The organism is Vibrio sp. CUB2 (assembly GCF_001557945.1).
In the GTDB taxonomy this organism is placed as follows: Bacteria; Pseudomonadota; Gammaproteobacteria; order Enterobacterales; family Vibrionaceae; genus Vibrio; species Vibrio owensii.
The window spans coordinates 1-17135 of the sequence record NZ_LNRB01000012.1; the positions used below are offsets into that span (position 1 = coordinate 1).

Here is a 17135-nt window from a genome sequence, read left to right on the forward strand (position 1 = left end):
TAGAACCGATGAAACTGAGCTTTGACCGTCGAAGATGGAGCTATGAATCAAACAACCAGTAGCCAGTAGCCAAGTTTTGAGCTTAGAAACATGATTTTGACCGCTAGCTTTTTCTGGCGACTAACGCTTTCTATACGGCCTTCAGCCACCTTTCAGGCACGCTACCGCCTTCTTTCAATACAAAAGAAAGTATGCATGCTAGCACTTATCTTTATGAAACAAATAGAAAATCAGTATGAATCTGTGTGCTCACACACGCAATTAGACGGTGCATTGGCGCCTAATTGTCCATAAGGGGCTAAGTTAATAAAACTGTATAAACAACCAGTTAAATTATAACTATGAAAAGTCAGTTTTTACTGAGTGTTAAAGAGCATATGATCTCGCGTCACTATGCGAAGAAAACCATTGAAACCTACTTGTTTTGGATAAAGCGTTACATCGTCTTCCACCAGCTTGCCCACCCTTCCAAGCTCTCTGAAGACGATGTCGAACGCTTTCTTAGTCATCTCGCTATTGATGAAAAAGTGGCAGTCAAAACACAGGCACTTGCGTTAAACGCCATCTCATTTTTGTATCGAGAGTACTTCCAGATGCCACTCTCATTGAATATGAGGTTTCAAAAATCACTCACTGAAAAAAAGCTACCTGTTGTGCTAACAAGAGACGAAGTACGCCGATTTGTTCAACATATTGACCCGAAATACAAACTCCACATCCAGCTTTTGTATGGTTCTGGCTTGCGAATCATGGAGTGCTTACGATTAAGGATTCAAGATATTGATTACGACTATGGTGCGCTCAGAGTATGGCAAGGAAAAGGCGGTAAAAATAGAACGGTCACATTAGCCAAAGAGTTACATGAACCGTTAAAAGCACAAGTCAGCTTAGCGAGAGATTATTATCAGAAAGACCGTCACATGGGCGGTTATGCCGGTGTTTATATCTCTGATGGGTTACGTCGGAAGTACCCCGGAGCAGAATTGGACTTTAATTGGCACTTTCTCTTCCCATCAACCAAATTAAGCATTGATGACGATACTGGCGAGTTTCGGCGTCACCATATCAATGAGAGCGCAATACAAAGGGCTGTTAAACGAGCGGCAAAGGATGCAGGAATAGAAAAATCGGTGACTTGCCATACCCTGAGACACAGTTTCGCGACTCATCTTTTAGAATCTGGCGCTGATATTAGAACCGTTCAGGAGCAGCTAGGACATACTGATGTGAAAACGACTCAGATCTACACGCACGTCATCGAGCGCGGTGCAGGAGGCGTCTTGAGTCCGTTATCTAGCTTATGAAAAAGAAAAAGCCACCGAGTGACAGTAAGTACTCCGGTGGCTTTCACATTTAATTGGTTTAGTGACGCTCGCCCAATTTGACGTTGCCTTTGGAGTCAAACCAAAGCGCTTGAGCGCGACGGCGGCCGAGCAGAATCGGGCCATCATCATAGAACAGAAAGTTCTTCCAATATTTCTTGAACGTTGACCACTTCGTCTCGATTACGTTGTATTTCTCATAACAGAAGTACACCGTGACATCATCTTGCCAATCAATAAACGCCACGATTTCTTCTGGTAACTCGGGTTCATCGGCTTCCCAAGCTGCCATCCAGTCGACTTCTTCTGACCAATTAGACTCTTTCATCGGCCAATCGGACGAGCTCAAACGATCCATATCAGGACTTTGTGCACTAATGTTCTCTTTCCAGAACTGCGCGGCGCGAGCTTGACTCATCGGCTTGATAAACTCGAGGTCCTCTTCAGGCACTGGCATTGACTGGTGAGTAAAAATCCATTTTCTTTGGTATTCATCCAAAGGCAAATAAGACATTCAGTCTCCTTTCTTACGACTTCAACCAACCTTTCTCGGTGGCTTCTTCAATCAGTTCTTTGGCCTTGTCCCATAGGGTGACAGAACCAAATTCAATTCTTTTATTGATGGTTAACGCTTGCTCTCGCGTTACACCATTTTCTTTCCAACTTTGACCATCATTGTGGTAGTTGAGTAGCATCGGGATAAGGCGATCTAACGCTTTGGCGTATTTCGCATCATCACTTTGGGCCGCTTCAAATTCCTTCCACAAAGAGAACAACTCTTCACCCTGATCGCTTGGCAACATACCAAACAGACGCTCTGCCGCTCTCAGTTCTTTCTCTTCTTGTTCTTTTGAAGCAGCGACATCATAAACAAAGGTATCGCCTGCGTCGATCTCTACGACGTCATGGATAAGCAGCATTTTCATCACTCGAGCAATATCGATTGGCGCATTGGCATGTTCTTGCATTAATACTGCCATCAACGCAACGTGCCAACTGTGCTCACCACTATTCTCTAAGCGTCGGTCGGCACTCTTTACCCGAGTGCGACGAAGCACACTCTTTAGTTGATCCAGTTCAATGAGAAGTGCTAACTGCTTATCCAATCTTTCCATTTATCGAGCCTCAGCTTTCCAGTTTGGGTTAGTTAACGATGTAAGCACATGATCTTGCCATTCACCGTTAATCAACAAATAATCTTTAGCGTAGCCTTCTCTCTCAAACCCAACGTGCTGCAACACCGCTTCACTGCGCTTGTTATGCGGCATGTAGCCCGCTTGAATGCGGTGTATCTTTTGCACATCAAACATGTAATCACAGGCCATTTTTAACGCGCGGCGCATATAGCCATATCCTTGCGCGTCTTCTGCAAGGGAGTAACCCACGTTGCAGGCATAGAATGGAAAACGAGTCAGGTTGCTAAAAGAGAGCGTGCCAAGCATTTTACCAGATTCGGCATGAACAAGCAGACAATAGTATCCCAGTCCCATGCGATGTAATTCATTCAATTTGATCAGCTTTTGTAGCCAACCATTTACCGAGAAAAACGCTTCTTCGCGCTTCGGTTCGAAGGGCTTTAAGTAGTCGCGATTGCTTTGAAAATATTCTGCAATCATATCGGCATCGCCAATTTCTGCAGTACGTAGAAGCAAGTCGCCGTCCAACTTGTGAACGGCGATTGAAGAACTTTTATCTTCCATTATGAATAACAACGTCCATTTAATTTCGGGGTCATTTTACAGATAGCCCAGTATTTACCGCGACTCTAGACTTTACGAATACCATAATCACGCAGTTTGTTTGCGATAGAGGTATGAGAAACATTCAAACGCTTAGCAAGCTTACGACTCGATGGGAATGATTGATACAAACGCTCTAAAATCTGAGATTCGTAATCACGCATGATCTCATCAAGCGAGCCGTCAAGGTTCAATGTCGCGCTGCCACCACCCATAGCTTGTGGCTGAGGTAAGTTGAAGTTTTCTGCCTTGAGGATATGCCCATCCATCTCAGTCAGTGCGCGCAGAACCATATTGTCCAATTGGCGCATGTTACCCGGCCATTGGTAGTTCGCTAATGCATCCACCAGTTCTTCATCCAGCTCCGGCTTGTCGATGCCAAGTTGCTGAGCGTGTTTCGTTACGAACAAGTCCAGCAGCGGTGCTACGTCGTTCGAGCGCTTACGCAGAGGCGGAATATTCAAGGTCAGGACATTGAGGCGATAGTATAAATCTTCACGGAACTTGCCAGCCTCAGCAAGTTCTGCAAGGTTGTGCTTGGTAGAGGCAATAATGCGGACATCAACGTGCATTTCATCTTCAGCACCTACTCGACGGAAGTTACCATCCTGTAAGAAGCGCAGCAGTTTGATTTGCAGATGCGAGCTCATCTCACCGATTTCATCAAGAAAGACGGTACCGCCGTTTGCTTGTTCGAAGATACCTTTGTGACCTTGTTCGTGATTAAACGAACCCGGCGCATGACCAAACAACTCGGTTTCGGCCACATCATCAGGCATGGATGCACAGCTTAAAACAAGGAAAGGTTTGCTCGCTCGGCCAGAGCGGCTGTGACATGCTTTCGCCAGCATCTCTTTACCTGTTCCCGTTTCACCTTCTATCAATAGAGGCTGATCGAGAACAGATAACTTCTTCGCTTGGTTCATCAGCGCTTTGTGGCGATTTGATAAGCCAACAAAATGCTCAAAGCCAAGTTGATTATGAAGAGGGAGTATTTCTTCGATTTGCGCACCGTGTTGGCTCGAACGAATCGTCATCAAGGTACTAGCAAGTGTCGAGTTTTGCGCTTCGTCTTTGATATAGACCGGCATCAACTCAAGAATGTAATCCAATCCATCGATCACTAAGCTTTCGCGAGTGCGAGCATTCACGCCTTCAGACCAGCGGTTAAAACGAACACTCGGCAATAACATACCAATTTGCGTGCCGATAACATCTTGTTTGTGCTGACCAAGAAGAGAAAGTGCGGACATGTTTGCCATATCGACAGCGCCTTTGAGGTCGATAGCAAACACTGGGTCAGGCAGGTTATCCACCAATGAAAGCAGCTCTGTGTTGTGGCGCTCCATTGGCATAAATTGGATTTTACGTACGTCTTTGACCCCCGGAATACGGCGGATCTCGGCCATCAATTCACTAAAGGTATCAAAATCAATATCTGGGCAGTTTAGGTAGATGATGCCGCTGATATCAATTTCGATACCACGTAGGTCGATGCTTTTAGACGCTAAAATATCGAGCAGTTCTCGGGTTAGACCGAGTCTATCTTCACAAAAGACTTCAAGACGCACTGAAAATATCCCAATTCACAACTGTCAGGAAAAGTTGACAGTAGTTTCTACCAAGCTTGGAATGGCGTCAAGCAATCCTCACCGTCAAAGGTGATATTGGTTACGGTTTCATCGTAATTGATGCAACTTTCGCCACTACCTCTTTACGAATGGCACCGAGTTTCACTTGGCGTTCTGGATACCAAGGTAAAGGACGAAGTAGTGCCATGGACTTTAGACCGAGACGCGCCGTCAAAATGCCCACACCTAACCCCTGCCCTGCTCGCGCGGAGATTTTTCCGGCGAGATCCATCGACATCAAATCCATGCTGGCATCAATAGCGAGTTCACTCGCACCCGCTGCCGCCATATTCACGAACACAGCTCGCAATAGCTTGATGCGAGAAGCGTAACCCAATTCAACGCCATACACTTTAGAAAGGTTGTCGATCATTTTGAAGTTACGCCATGCCACCAGCAACATGTCAGCGGCGGCTAGTGGGCTGACTGCCACCAAAGCAGCAGATTCAGTTGCGTGCTGAGAAACAATTTTGGTTGCAAGTTTGTCTTGCTGACTAACAACCATAGAATCGTACATCTCAAGGATTTCTGCATCGCTATGAGCAGGATTCACGCTGTTCTTCCAACGATCAAAACCAGGATTTTCTGCCAGTACCCCGCTTTGCTCTGCAACCTTTTCACAGAATGCTTTACCCTTGCCGACGCTTTGGCTATCAATAAGCGCCTCACTTTCTTCTTGCACACTAAAGTGGTTACGAAGTTTGCGCAGCTTCCATAACTCCTTGCCTAATGCGCCCAAGCCAAAAGAGGCAATGGTAGCGATAAAGCCAGCCCAGCCTAGCGCTAACCAATCGGCAGTTTGTACTGCGGTAACGACAGAATCGACCGCTTGCCAACCGACTAAACCGGCAAAGGTGGCAAAGAGACCCGTTGTCAGCCATTTGCGACCCGATTTCGGACGGATGACCTGTTCGAGCTGCAATTCTTGTTCGGTTTCTTCCTGTTGCTCTTCAATCTCGACAGGTACGAAGGTTTCTTTTTCTGAAAACGTCTTTTGAGCCGTCAATTCAGGGGAAGCACTCTCTTGATCGCCGTGCATCGTTTTTTCTGAGAAGACTTGTTTTTGTTTTAATTCGCTCATTTCAATTTGTCTCCCAATAGGTATTCCAATGCTTTATCGAGGCGAATATGTTTCATCGGCTCGTCGCTTTCTGAAGGCATTGGGCGGAAAGAAGTAAAATCAAAGCCACTGTTTTGCCAATAAGCCGTGTTAGGGAACTTCTTCGGCACTTCACCGGGGAACATCGTCATTGACTCCCCATCAAGCGTTGTACCTTGCAGTGCGGGAACGGTTTTATCTCCCGAAGCGATGAAACCTGAAGTCGTCGCTTGAATAGAAGCAATGCTCATACAACTCATTTCTATGTTCTCGTACGCTGCGGTCTGCCACGCAGGATGCACCATCTGTTGAAGCAGAGAGACCAAATGCGGATGTTGATCTGGCGTCACGTGGTCGGCTTTTGTCGCAGCAAACAATACTCTGTCGATCTTTGGTGAGAACAAACGGCGCAAGAAACTGCTTCGGCCATATCGGAAGCTGTGCATGATCTGTTCAAGCGCTTGGCGCATATCGTAAAAGGCTTCATCACCGGCATTTAGCGGTTGTAAGCAATCTACCAACACGATTTGGCGGTCAAACGTAGCAAAGTGATGCTTGTAGAACGCCTTAACCACCTTCTGTTGATACTCGTGATAACGGGCTTCTAGCATTGCCAAGTTGCTGCCCTTAACTGGTTTCACATCGGCATCAAATCGACATGGGAAGAACTGCAATACTGGCGCACCTTCAAGCTCACCCGGCAAGACGAAACGACCCGGCTGAACCCAGTGTAAACCGCTGTCTTTGCATTCATGCAAATAGTCGGTGTAAGTTTTAGCGACTTTTTCTAGCTGCTTTTCATTCAATTCCGCAGCTAAATCCAGCGTTTCTAGCTCTGCTAACCAGTCGGCAGCAAGCTCACTACGCTGCCCTTTTAGCGCCTCAAATTGGGTCTGTGACCACGTCGCGAAATCCATATCAAGCAAAGGCAGATCCAATAGCCACTCACCCGGATAGTCGATGATATCGACATTCAACACGGCAGTTTTACTCAACAGCTTTTTGGTGGTTTTGTTCGGCTTGTATTTCAGTGCCAGTCGTATCTCACTCACGTCACGGGTCGGCACTGGCCATTGTGGTGGCGTGGCATGAATTTGGTTCATCGCATCATCGTAAGCAAAACGTGGAACCATCATATTGGATTGAGGCTCACGTTTAGCACCAATTAAACGCTTATCGCGCGCCGCATTAAGCAACGGCAAATTGTCGTGAGTAGCGGTATGCAGTAATTGATTAACCAGAGAAGTAATAAACGCGGTTTTACCCGCACGCGACAACCCCGTTACGGCGATACGGACATTAGAGTCCATACCACGGCTGATAAAGTCATTCACTTCTTGTGTTATTCTTTTCATCGTTTTTATTTGTCTCATCAATTCTTGCTACGCAGTGTAATTTTACCAACCTTAATCAAAGATGAACAAAGTATTCACTGCAAAACCTATTTCCAAAAACGAAAAAGCCCCTGAGAATTTCAGAGGCTTAGCGATCTTAATGTTTTTACGTGAAGTCTAATCGTCTTCAATCAACTTGTAGATAACGAATAGGCAAACTTCCAGAATCAGCCATAACACACAAGTGATGGTGACGTATTTTTCATCGAAGATACTGATGCCGTGAAGAATCAAGTCGTAGCCAACAAAGCTACCGATCACAACAGCAAGAACTATTTGTAGAATTTGAATAAAACGAGGCATGCCGTCTCCTAATCATGTCAGCATAACAGTGAGATTTGCTATGCCTATAAGTTTATATTTGATTATATAGACAAAAAGTGCAGCTTTCGCTGCACTTTTGTCAAATGTTTGCTAGGTAAATCAGCACTTTGTCACATTCTCTCAATTGAGACGCTCGAATGATGACCAAGTCGATTACGCTTCCATCTCTTGGATTTTCACTTTCCAAGTATCAGGACCAATCTGGTGAGCGTTCGCGCCATTTGAATCCACAGCCACCGTTACCGGCATATCCTCGACTTCAAACTCGTAAATCGCTTCCATGCCAAGGTCTTCGAATGCCACCACGCGAGCTTTCTTAATCGCTTTAGCAACTAGGTACGCCGCGCCGCCGACTGCCATTAAGTAAACCGCTTTGTGGTTCTTGATAGATTCAACCGTTGCAGGACCGCGCTCTGCTTTACCGATCATGCCCATAATGCCAGTTTCTTCTAACATCATGTCTGTGAACTTATCCATACGTGTTGAGGTTGTAGGGCCTGCAGGACCCACCACTTCGTCACCAACCGCATCCACTGGACCAACGTAGTAGATGAACTTACCTTTTAGATCAACACCTTCAGGTAAACCCTCTCCCGCTTCTAGCATGCCTTGGATACGTTTATGCGCCGCATCACGACCAGTTAGAATCTTGCCAGATAGCAGTACCGTTTCACCAGTTTTCCACTCTTGAACTTCTTCTTTGGTCACGGTATCTAGGTTCACACGACGTGTGTTCTCGCCCGCTTCCCAAGTGATGTCTGGCCAATCTTCTAACTTAGGTGGCGTTAGCTCTGCTGGACCATTACCATCAAGTGTGAAGTGAACGTGGCGCGTTGCCGCACAGTTCGGAATTAAACACACGGGCTTAGAAGCGGCATGCGTTGGCGCGGTTTTGATCTTCACATCAACAACCGTTGTTAAACCGCCTAGGCCTTGCGCACCAATACCAAGCTTGTTCACGCGATTGAAGATATCAAGACGAAGCTCTTCTTCTGCGTTTTGAGGGCCACGATCAATCAAGTCTTGAATGTCGATGTGTTCCATCAGAGATTCTTTTGCCAATACCGCAGCTTTTTCAGCCGTACCGCCAATACCAATGCCAAGCATGCCCGGTGGACACCAACCTGCGCCCATTGCTGGTAGAGTTTTCTCTACCCACTCTGCAATGTCGTCAGATGGGTTTAGCATCACCATCTTGGTTTTGTTTTCAGAGCCGCCGCCTTTGGCTGCGATTTGGATTTCAACTTTATCGCCTGGCACCATATTGATGTGTACAACCGCTGGCGTGTTGTCTTTGGTATTGATTCGCTTGCCCGCAGGGTCCATTAGAACCGAGGCACGCAATGGGTTATCCGGATTCGTGTAAGCCTGTCGAACGCCTTCATCCACCATTTGTTGAACCGTCATGTCGGTCGAATCCCATTGAACGCCCATACCGATGTTCACGAAACAAGTCACGATGCCTGTGTCCTGACAAATCGGTCGATGGCCTTCTGCCGACATACGGGAGTTAATTAGGATCTGAGCGATAGCGTCTTTTGCTGCTTGGCTCTCTTCACGGTGGTAGGCTTTTTCAAGGGCTTGAACAAAGTCTAGCGGGTGGTAGTAAGAAATATACTGTAGCGCATCAGCAACACTGCTGATGACATCCTGCGTGCGTATTACCGTCATTGCATGCCTCATTATTGTTATGCTTTGCTTCCATTATTGGCTTGGCTTCTGTCGTGTTTGTTGAGCTTATTGCCCTTAAATGAGCTTCGTTTTATGTAAACAATTGTCGAACGGCTGATATCGACACACGAGTTATTGAAGTCGCCTTCTCATATAGTAAAACCACCTCAAAGCCTTTGTATAGAGGTAGTTTGGCTATACAGATGAATATGATACTCTTGCTGCCCATGACATGCCATGCAGTGAACGAACTCTTTGTCACAATTTAAACAAATGAACAACATGGATACGCAATTGCTTGATTTTAAGGCATTGGATTACGCCAACGACCTCGCTATTTCCCTATTTTCTCGTATCGAACAGCAGCCTTGGGCGATGCTTTTACGCTCGGCTTCTGAGACGCACATCGACAGCCGATTTGATGTATTGGTCGCCAATCCAATCGCAACGCTAGAGACCATCGCTGGCGAGACACAAATCAAAACAGACACGCAAGAATACGTCTCTCAAGATGACCCGTTCTCGCTATTAGACGAGCTCCAACAACAGCTTTTGCCAAACCTTGAGCTAGGCGCAGAGTGGGATCTACCGTTTGTCGGCGGTGCGCTGGGTTATTTCAGTTACGATCTAGGCCGCCGTGTTGAATCTATGCCAGAACTTGCAACCAAAGACCTTCAAACGCCAGACATGGCTGTTGGATTGTATGAATGGGCACTGGTGGTAGACCACAAACTAGAAAAAGCGTGTGTTGTAGGCCAAAACATTGAGCAAGCGTGGCAATGGCTTAATTCACAATCTCCAGCTGATGTTGAAGACTTTAAGCTGATTGGCGATTGGCAATCGAACATGACGCAAGCGTCTTACGCTTCACGTTTTGACCGTGTTCAAGAATACTTGTTGAGTGGCGACTGTTACCAAATCAACTTGGCACAGCGCTTTAATGCTTCTTATCAAGGAAGCGAGTGGCAAGCTTACACTAAACTAGAAGCGGCGAACCAAGCCCCTTTCTCTGCATTTATTCGCATGCCTCATTCGGCAATCGTAAGCGTGTCACCGGAGCGCTTTTTGGAGCTGAAAGACAATGTCATTGAAACCAAACCCATCAAAGGCACACGTCCACGTAGTCAAAATGCTGAGCTTGACCAAGCCAATGCGCACGATCTGCAAACCGCAGAGAAAGACCAAGCCGAGAACTTAATGATCGTAGACTTGCTGCGTAATGACATTGGCCGCGTCGCGTCACCGGGCAGCGTTCATGTGCCAAAGCTATTTGATATTGAAAGCTTCCCTGCGGTGCACCACTTAGTCAGCACAATCCGCGCCGATTTGGATACACAATACAGCGCTGCCGATCTGCTTCGAGCTTGCTTCCCGGGTGGTTCAATTACTGGCGCGCCAAAGGTACGTGCAATGCAAATCATCGAAGAGTTAGAACCGCATCGTCGCAGCGCATATTGTGGCAGTATCGGTTATATCTCACGCCATGGTCGTATGGATACCAGCATCACGATCCGTACTCTGGTTGCAGAAGATAACAAGCTCTACGCTTGGGCCGGCGGCGGCGTCGTGGCAGACAGTGATTGCGCAGCAGAATATCAAGAGACGCTAGACAAACTGTCCAAGATCTTACCGGCGCTAAAGTAACTTAAAGCGCTTTTAAGTACTCAGAAAAACGGCTCTGTAGTAATAACAGAGCCGTTTTTGTTTATCGCTAGTTTTTGTTAATCACTGCTTTTTGCTAATCATTGTTTGTTGCTGGTAAAGGGGACTCGTGCATCATTCGTCGAGCCACTTACACATGATTTGTTCTATATCAGCAGCGGTGTAAGGCTTGGTGAGAATGTCATCCATGCCGGATTCAATGCACTTTTGTCTCTCTTCTAGGGTTGTTCCTGCCGTCAGCGCAATGATTGGCTTCGTGAAGCCGTCTTCGCGCAAATGTACCGTCGCTTCATAACCGTCCATTTCTGGCATACGACAATCCATAAATATTAGCTCGTAGTCTTTCTCTTTTACCGCGTCGAGCGCTTCTAGGCCGTTGTTTTTTAAATCTGGTTTGATATCGAGCTTTTTGAGCATTTGCGTGACGATTACCTGATTCATACGAATGTCGTCTACCACCAGCACCGAGCGTCCTGCCAGTTCGATATATTTACCGACAGACACGTCACCTGCGGCCCTTCCCTGTGCTTCGCCTTGTTCGAGCGGCACAACAACTTTAAAAGTAGTGCCTTTGCGTGGCTCACTGACGAAACTGATTTCACCATCCATCAAATCGACTAAGTTCTTGCAGATTGCCAAACCTAAACCAGAGCCTTCAAAGCTTCGCTTGGTGGAACGGTCAGCTTGCACAAAAGGGTCAAACAGCGCTTTCTGCGCCTCTAAAGGAATGCCAATACCAGTGTCTTCCACTTCGAAATGCGCATAGCCATCGACCCACTCGACTCGCAGAACGACGCCTCCGAGATGAGTAAACTTAATCGCATTACCTATGAGGTTCACCAGAATCTGGGTGATGCGTTCGAAGTCACCCACAAGAAATTCTGGAATACCGAGCTTTTTGTCGATCGAAAAATGAATGCGCTTTTCCGCCGCTTTCGCAGCAAACACACCAGTTAATGCGTTCTCTAAGTCCTTCCAAGCAAAGACTTTATCGATGATTTCCATCATACCCGCGTTCATTTTACTGAAATCGAGCAAGTCATTAATGATGACACGAAGTAAATCACCGGATTGAATCAAGTTACCAAGGTATTGTTGCTGTTCATCCCCCAAGTCGGTTTTGCTCAGCAACTCTGCACTGCCCAATACGCCGTTTAACGGAGTACGAAGCTCGTGGTTGATCATCGCGACAAATTCTTTGGTTGCCTTTTCAGACGCTTCTGCCCGCTTACGCAGTTCGACCTCTCGCTCTAAGCTCAAATGTCGGCTGATGACGCCGTGCACTAGATCGGAAACCAACACCATTTGTTTGGAAGTGAACTCTTGATCAACTTGATCAAGAGCGACAGAAAAGATCAGCTCACCCAAGATCGCTGAGTCAATAATGATCGGTAAGTAGAGGCGATTCTCGATCCAATGAGGCTTGGTTTGTATCGCGTTTTCATGAGCGAGCACGAGATGGCCAAACTGATGGCGACGCAACGATGAGAGATGCTCTTGGCTCAGAGATAAGTAGGCGCCGGAAACCACCGAGTTTGATGTCAGTTGCTCCAAGAAACTGGCAATCATGGTCTCGTCAAAGGTGCTAGAAAGGAACGTTCGTCCAAACTTGATCAGCGTTGCATCGATTTGTTCTTCAAACTCGAACTTACGTAAGTCGTTCTCAGACTTCATCTCGAGTTTTTTCAATGCGACACTCAGTTGCTGATTGGACTCATACAGCTCTAAGCTCTTTTGCTCTAACAGTGTTTCTGCCGCTTTTCTTGACGCGACTTCTCGTTTGAGTTTCCTTTCTAGTGAGGAACTTCCCGTCATATTGAGTTATTGAGCCTCCAGCCAAAAACGTACTTGGCTTCCGTCATCCGATTGGTTTTGATGTTTGACAACGACACCCTCATTGAAGTGGTTCGCACAACCTTGTATCAGGCCGACACAAACATGCGCCATACAGCGTGCACTTCGATAATCAAACACCATTTCTGATTCTGTTTCATTAATAAAATCAAATTGCGGTGGATTGGCGTCTGGGTAAAGCTTTTTCACTTCGACATGAATAAAGTCTTCTACATGGCGCACAAATTGGAACGTGGTGGTGCACTGTTGAAGACTGGCATGGTTTGGAATGGACTTAAGTAGATTTTGAAATACGCACTCACCAAACACTTCTTGAAGCTTTTCTGGCGGAATGTCAGATACTTTGCTGAGGTTAACGATCAACTTAACAAGGTCTCGATGGTCATAACTGCCTACCGAGGTGTAAATGCCTTCATCGTTAGACAGGTCCAAGACTTGGTCAAGCACTTCCAGACCAAACTTGTCCTCCACTAACTCCATGAACTCTGTGAAAATTATCCCTTTCATCGTCTTCAACTAACCTTATAGTGACGTCTTAAAATAAAGAATGGTGTATAACTCTATAAGTTTCAAATTAATATGCGCACAACACCATCAAAAGCACACTCAATTTGGGGATAAGGATTTCACTTTGGTCATCGATAAATCAACACTGTTACAAAACTTCCAACTACAACTACCGACGGGCTATCACCGTGAGTCTTTAGGGCGCTTAGCTCACCTCAAAGAAAATACCTTACGAGATGCCGCTGTCTTGATTGGATTTGTTGAACGTGAAGAAGGTCTTCAAGTCATTTTGACCAAGCGCGCCGAGCATCTGAGGCATCACCCGGGGCAGATCAGCTTCCCTGGAGGAAAATATGAGAATGACGATCACACCTTGGTCAATACCGCTCTTAGAGAGGCAGAAGAAGAAATTGGTATTCACCAAACGCATATACAGGTTTTTGGTCAGTTACCTAAGCTACCTACTATTAGCCAGTTTAATGTGACGCCATTTTTGGCCTTCGTTTCTCCAGACTACACAACTCGCATTGACCAAAATGAAGTCGCGGAAGTTTTTGAAGTGCCAGCCAACCATATTTTGAACCCCGAGAAGCTTTACAGTACAAAATTCAACCTAAGAAAGACAAGTCACCGTGTGTTTGCAATCCCCTACCAGCGTCATTTTATCTGGGGAATGACAGCACAAATTATCGAATCGATGCAAAAACACATCATTTCTAACTAACTGTCTTATCAATGGCAACTCACCCATCAAGCCAAACATTATGTGCATCTATATTAATAAAAAGTTATTTTTCAAACATCAATTCACATTAGTTTAATTTGATTTTTATAAGGCAAACGCTTGCGGTGAGAAAAATTTATACACCAACCGCTTCAGATAAGTTTTTCTAATTCCACTCATTAGCAATAATCACGTGTAGCACGCCATTTTCGTGATAAAAAGCAGGTTTTTGACATATCATTCAATAAGCTCGAGCAATACATGATTTAGATCTAATTTTCCTAGTGCAAAATCTTGCAAAATTGGCCCCGACTTATTTCCTGTTCCCAAAATGAGTAACTCAAAAATGAATACAACTACTTCTGCGGCTTCAACCGCACAATCGTCTAGTAAGTTTTCTTACAAAGACTTCACCTGGTGTTTGTCCCTATTTGGTACAGCAGTAGGTGCAGGTGTACTTTTCCTTCCAATTAAAGCAGGTGCTGGCGGTTTCTGGCCATTAGTTATCCTAGCTCTAATCGCGGCACCAATGACTTGGGTCGCACACAAATCTCTAGCTCGTTTCGTACTTTCTGCGAAAAACCCTGAAGCTGATATCACTGACACAGTAGAAGAGCACTTTGGTAAAACTGGCGCAAACCTTATTACTTTTGCTTACTTCTTCGCTATCTACCCAATCGTACTAATCTACGGTGTTGGTATCACAAACACGGTTGACTCTTTCCTAGTTAACCAAATGGGTATGGAATCTATCCCTCGCTGGCTACTATCTGGCGCGTTAATCGCTGCTATGACTGCGGGTGTAGTATTCGGTAAAGAGCTAATGCTGAAAGCAACATCAGCAATGGTTTACCCTCTAGTATTCATCCTACTAGCGCTTTCTTTCTACCTAATTCCTGACTGGAATACATCAATGATGGAAGTGTCTCCAAACTGGGGCGAAATGCCTTCAATCGTTTGGCTAGCAATTCCAATCATCGTATTCTCATTCAACCACAGCCCAATCATCTCTCAGTTCTCTAAAGAACAACGTCGTGTATACGGTGATGACGCAGTTAAGAAAACTGACGCGATCACTGGCGGTGCAGCGATGATGCTAATGGGTTTTGTAATGTTCTTCGTATTCTCTGTAGTACTTTCTCTATCTCCAGAGCAACTAGCATCTGCACAAGAACAAAACATCTCAGTACTGTCTTACCTAGCTAACGTTCACGAGTCTCCACTTATCTCTTACATGGGTCCTCTAGTGGCGTTCGCAGCAATCACTTCAAGCTACTTCGGTCACTTCCTAGGCGCACACGAAGGTCTAGTTGGTCTAATCAAATCTCGCTCTGAAACTCCTAAGAGCAAGATCGAAAAAGCATCACTAATCTTCATCGTTGTGACTACTTGGATCGTTGCTATCGTTAACCCAAGCATCCTAGGCATGATTGAAACAATGGGTGCACCGATGATCGCTGCAATCCTATTCTTGATGCCTGTATTCGCTATGAACAAAGTTCCTGCAATGGCGAAGTACAAAACTTCAGCACCTGTACAGATTTTCACAGCAATCTGTGGTCTTGCAGCAATTAGTTCTGTAATCTACGGCGCTCTTTAATCACCGCTCTCTATAAAAGCGTGATTAATTCAAGAATATAACGATAATAAAAAGCCTCCCAACTCCCCTTGGGAGGCTTTGTTCTGAGGTAATCGATATGATTAGTGTTTTTGACATCTATAAGATCGGCGTTGGTCCTTCAAGCTCACACACTGTAGGTCCAATGAAAGCGGGTAAAGAATTTATTGATGATTTACGCTCAATGGGAAAATTGCGCGACATCACTAAAATCACCGTTGACGTTTATGGTTCACTATCACTGACAGGGAAAGGTCACCACACGGATATCGCGATCATCATGGGTCTTGCAGGCAACTCCCCTGAGAAAGTAGATATCGACTCTATTCCGGGCTTTATCGCTCGCGTAGAAGAAACTGAGCGCCTACCTGTTGGCATGCACTGTCATACAGTATCGTTCCCGAAAGATGGTGGTATGAACTTCCATACTACTAACCTTGAGCTTCACGAAAACGGCATGCAGATCCACGCGTGGATCGAAGACGAAAAAGTGTACTCAAAGACTTACTACTCTATCGGCGGTGGTTTCATCGTTGATGAAGAGAACTTCGGTAAAGAAGTAGAGAACCCAATCAAGGTTCCTTACGAATACACAACTGCAGAAGAGCTTGTTCACCAGTGTAAAGAAAGCGGTCTTTCTATTAGCGCATTGGTAATGAAGAACGAACACTCTCTGCACTCTGATGAAGAGACTCGTACATACTTCGCAAACATCTGGCGCACAATGCGTGAGTGTATGGATCGCGGTATGAACGAAGAAGGTATTCTGCCTGGTCCACTACGCGTGCCTCGTCGTGCAGCAGCACTTCGTCAGCAACTGCTTACTTCTGAAAAGACAACAAACGATCCAATGTCGGTTGTTGACTGGGTAAACATGTTTGCTTTCGCAGTAAACGAAGAGAACGCAGCAGGTGGTCGCGTTGTTACAGCACCAACTAACGGTGCGTGTGGCATCATCCCTGCGGTACTGGCTTACTACGATAAGTTCATCCAAACTGTGACTGAAAAAGATTACATCCGTTACTTTGCTGCTTCTGGCGCAATCGGTGGTCTTTACAAGCGCAACGCGTCTATCTCTGGTGCAGAGGTTGGCTGTCAGGGTGAAGTTGGCGTGGCATGTTCTATGGCGGCAGCTGGCCTTGCTGAGCTTATGGGTGGTAGCCCAGAGCAAGTATGTATGGCGGCAGAAATCGCAATGGAGCACAACCTAGGTCTAACGTGTGACCCAGTTGCAGGTCAGGTACAGGTTCCATGTATCGAGCGTAACGGTATCGCGGCAGTAAAAGCGATCAACTCGACTCGTATGGCACTACGTCGTTCTTCAGCTCCAACTGTTTCTCTAGATAAGGTTATCGAAACCATGCTAGAGACTGGTAAAGACATGAACGCGAAATACCGTGAGACATCTCAAGGTGGTCTAGCAATCAAAGTGATTTGCTAATCCCCTCCTCTCTGAATTGAAAAGCCCGAGCCATGTGCTCGGGCTTTTTTTCATTTGCTTTTTTCCTTTAAAACCCCACCTAAGAAAAATTCGCTCTAGATTGAGCTTTATAAAAAAATCTAAAATTACGACTATATCCAGAAGTTTAG

Annotated in this window: 15 protein-coding genes; 5 read left to right on the forward strand and 10 right to left on the reverse strand. The window is 45.7% G+C overall.

Translation table 11 applies throughout. The features are described from left to right. Window positions 1–341 precede the first annotated feature (341 nt). Window positions 342–1304: an integron integrase gene (locus ATB78_RS18540; RefSeq protein ID WP_061009800.1), complete on the forward strand. Its 963-nt coding sequence runs from the start codon at window positions 342–344 to the stop codon at window positions 1302–1304. A 58-nt stretch (window positions 1305–1362) separates the two neighbouring features. Here ATB78_RS18540 and ATB78_RS18545 read toward each other — a convergent pair whose 3' ends face one another. The 8 genes from ATB78_RS18545 to ATB78_RS18580 form a co-directional block, all read right to left on the reverse strand. Continuing rightward, window positions 1363–1836, reverse strand: a complete 474-nt coding sequence (locus ATB78_RS18545; protein WP_039988342.1) for a DUF2947 domain-containing protein — start codon at window positions 1834–1836, stop codon at window positions 1363–1365. A 13-nt stretch (window positions 1837–1849) separates the two neighbouring features. Further along, window positions 1850–2437, reverse strand: a complete 588-nt coding sequence (locus ATB78_RS18550) for an HD domain-containing protein (protein WP_061009802.1) — start codon at window positions 2435–2437, stop codon at window positions 1850–1852. Beyond that, window positions 2438–3022: a ribosomal protein S5-alanine N-acetyltransferase gene (gene rimJ, locus ATB78_RS18555; RefSeq protein WP_061009804.1), complete on the reverse strand. Its 585-nt coding sequence runs from the start codon at window positions 3020–3022 to the stop codon at window positions 2438–2440. It lies immediately after the preceding gene. Window positions 3023–3087: 65 nt separating this feature from the next. Continuing rightward, on the reverse strand, window positions 3088–4632 hold the full coding sequence (tyrR, locus tag ATB78_RS18560) for a transcriptional regulator TyrR (protein WP_009706853.1): 1545 nt from the start codon (window positions 4630–4632) through the stop codon (window positions 3088–3090). Window positions 4633–4732: 100 nt separating this feature from the next. Then, window positions 4733–5773 (reverse strand): TIGR01620 family protein, encoded by a 1041-nt coding sequence (locus ATB78_RS18565; RefSeq protein WP_061009806.1) that lies wholly within the window; start codon window positions 5771–5773, stop codon window positions 4733–4735. Continuing rightward, window positions 5770–7146 carry a YcjX family protein gene (locus ATB78_RS18570; protein ID WP_061009808.1) on the reverse strand — a complete coding sequence of 459 codons (1377 nt, stop codon included), beginning with the start codon at window positions 7144–7146 and terminating at the stop codon, window positions 5770–5772. Before ATB78_RS18570 ends, ATB78_RS18565 begins: the two co-directional genes overlap by 4 nt. 156 nt (window positions 7147–7302) lie before the next feature. Then, a complete protein-coding gene (locus ATB78_RS18575) occupies window positions 7303–7488 on the reverse strand; it encodes a hypothetical protein (protein ID WP_009706856.1) in 186 nt (61 codons plus the stop codon). A gap of 174 nt (window positions 7489–7662) precedes the next feature. Next, window positions 7663–9180, reverse strand: a complete 1518-nt coding sequence (locus ATB78_RS18580; protein ID WP_061009810.1) for a fumarate hydratase — start codon at window positions 9178–9180, stop codon at window positions 7663–7665. Window positions 9181–9453: 273 nt separating this feature from the next. Between ATB78_RS18580 and pabB the strand changes: the two genes are divergently transcribed. Then, entirely contained in the window at window positions 9454–10824 is a 1371-nt protein-coding gene (pabB, locus tag ATB78_RS18585; RefSeq protein ID WP_061009811.1) for an aminodeoxychorismate synthase component I, read from the forward strand. A gap of 132 nt (window positions 10825–10956) precedes the next feature. Here the strand turns inward: pabB and ATB78_RS18590 are convergent, their stop codons facing one another. Both ATB78_RS18590 and ATB78_RS18595 read right to left on the reverse strand, forming a co-directional pair. Continuing rightward, window positions 10957–12657, reverse strand: coding sequence for an ATP-binding protein (locus ATB78_RS18590; RefSeq protein WP_061009813.1), 1701 nt, complete (start codon window positions 12655–12657; stop codon window positions 10957–10959). A 6-nt stretch (window positions 12658–12663) separates the two neighbouring features. Beyond that, entirely contained in the window at window positions 12664–13203 is a 540-nt protein-coding gene (locus ATB78_RS18595; RefSeq protein ID WP_061009815.1) for a heme NO-binding domain-containing protein, read from the reverse strand. A 124-nt stretch (window positions 13204–13327) separates the two neighbouring features. Here ATB78_RS18595 and ATB78_RS18600 point away from each other — a divergent pair, with 124 nt between their 5' ends. The 3 genes from ATB78_RS18600 to ATB78_RS18610 all read left to right on the forward strand — a co-directional run bounded on the left by ATB78_RS18600 (window position 13328) and on the right by ATB78_RS18610 (window position 16986). Next, window positions 13328–13927, forward strand: coding sequence for a CoA pyrophosphatase (locus tag ATB78_RS18600; RefSeq protein WP_020196933.1), 600 nt, complete (start codon window positions 13328–13330; stop codon window positions 13925–13927). Between the two features lie 346 nt (window positions 13928–14273). Then, on the forward strand, window positions 14274–15527 hold the full coding sequence (locus ATB78_RS18605; protein WP_061009817.1) for an aromatic amino acid transport family protein: 1254 nt from the start codon (window positions 14274–14276) through the stop codon (window positions 15525–15527). 97 nt (window positions 15528–15624) lie between these two features. Then, a complete protein-coding gene (locus ATB78_RS18610) occupies window positions 15625–16986 on the forward strand; it encodes an L-serine ammonia-lyase (protein ID WP_005438813.1) in 1362 nt (453 codons plus the stop codon). The last annotated feature ends 149 nt before the right edge of the window (window positions 16987–17135 follow it).